The sequence below is a fragment of the Gemella cuniculi DSM 15828 genome (assembly GCF_000425665.1).
Classification (GTDB): Bacteria; Bacillota; Bacilli; order Staphylococcales; family Gemellaceae; genus Gemella; species Gemella cuniculi.
On the sequence record NZ_AUDW01000034.1, the window covers coordinates 1 to 1,951 of the forward strand.

1 protein-coding gene is annotated in these 1,951 nt (G+C 32.6%); it reads left to right on the forward strand.

Annotation, left to right across the window (positions count from 1 at the left end):
- A partial coding sequence (locus tag H612_RS09145; RefSeq protein ID WP_035500333.1) for an isopeptide-forming domain-containing fimbrial protein occupies positions 1–1,951 on the forward strand: 1,951 nt, incomplete at both ends.

Sequence of the window (1,951 nt, forward strand, 5' to 3'; positions counted from 1 at the left end):
TAAACTATCGCCTAGAAGTACTAGATGCGTATGTTACAGATACTTTAACTGGAGAAAAATTAACTAATTTTGAAATAAGGAAAGTAAAAGATACTGACCCACAAACTAACAAAGAACGTACCATAGTGGTAGCGGATATACCGACATTACCAGGAGTAAATACAGAAACAGTAAAAGAAGGACAATACGGAGGACACAAATTTAAACGATACAGCTTACATGTAAAAGTTAAATTTAAAGATGAATATCCATTTGATGTAGATCAAAGAGAGTATATAAAAATACTACAAGAAAATGATGGATTAGGCCCACTAAACCAAGCCTTTATAAAATGGAATGGAGAGTCTAATGATCCTAATGATCCAAAAGCTCAAGTACGCCGTTCAAATAATGTATTTGTAGTACCACCAGTAGAAACAAATATTGAGAAAAAAGTTCGTGGAGAAAATCAAAATGTAGAAGAAGGAAAAGAACACTACGATCTTCCACTTCGAGATGATAAATTTATCTATGATGTAAAATCTGCATGGCCAGGGTTAATGGATAGTTATGTACTAGAAGATACATTAAAAGATGAGTTGGAGGTAGTTCAAAATTCTGAAAATAAACCAGATGTAAAAATTATGGTTAATGGAAAAGATGTACCAGATTTGCAAAATTATCTTAAGGTAGAAGGAAATACAGTAAAACTAGAACTTACAAAAAATGACATTACTCAAAGGTTAAATAGAACAATAAATAGGCTTAATAATGGAAACAATGGACCAGCATTAATCCATATGCAGATAAAAGCAAAAATCAAAGAAGGCGCAGATTTAACAAAATATGTAGACAATAGTGGTGCAATAAAAGTACCAAATAAAGCAAAAGTAACATTAAACGATCAACCAAAAGAATCAAAAGAAGTAACAGTAACGCCAGATGAACCATCAGTAAGTAAGAAAATTAACGATACATTAGAACATTTAGATATTCCGTCATGGGATAAAAATGCATATAACTATAATATAAAAACAACATTACCAAGTAATATAAAAGATTATGGAAGATATGAAATCAAAGATGTATTAGATAGTCGCCTAGAACTACAAGAAGGACAAAGACCAAGTATAAAAGGTTACGGAAGTGATGATTTTGATGTAAGCTATGATAAAGATAGTAATACGATAGTAGCGAAAATAAAAGAAGGGCACTTTGATAAACTAAAAGGTAAAGCAGTAGTAGAACTAGTAATACCAGCGAAAATCAAAGACGGAGTAACAGATCAAAAAATACCAAATGACACATTGGTAATTTACAATAAAAAAGATGAAACAGGGGATCCGAAAGTTACCCCTAAAACTCCACCAGTAACGGTAACGCCCCCACCAAGCACACCAACTAAGAAAATCAATGAAACATTAGATGAGTTAAATATAGCGACAAAAGAAGAAAATGCATATAACTACAATATAAAAACAAAACTACCAGGAAATATTGAAGAATACAAAGTATTTGGAATAAAAGATGTATTAGATGAAAGAATAGAACTTCAAACAGGAAAAGAAGCATACATTAAAGGTGCAAATGCCAAACACTTTGAAGTTAAGTATGATGAAACAAGTCGAACAGTAACCGCAAAAGTAAAAGAAGAAAGTTTCGATAAGTTAAAAGGCGGAGAAGAAGTAGAATTAATAATACCGGCAAAAATCAAAGACGAAGTGACGGATAGTAGAATACCGAACCAAGCAACAGTAATCTACAATAATTCAGAGTCAGGAGGAGAACCAAAAGAAACACCAAAGACTCCACCAGTGCACGTAACGCCACCGCCAACAACACCAGACATAACGAAGAAAGTAAATGACAAAGAACATGACCAACTAGGAAATGTAGAAGACGAGTTCACATACAAAATCGAAACGAAAGTACCAAAAAATGCAACAGCATTAAAAATAACAGACGAATTAGA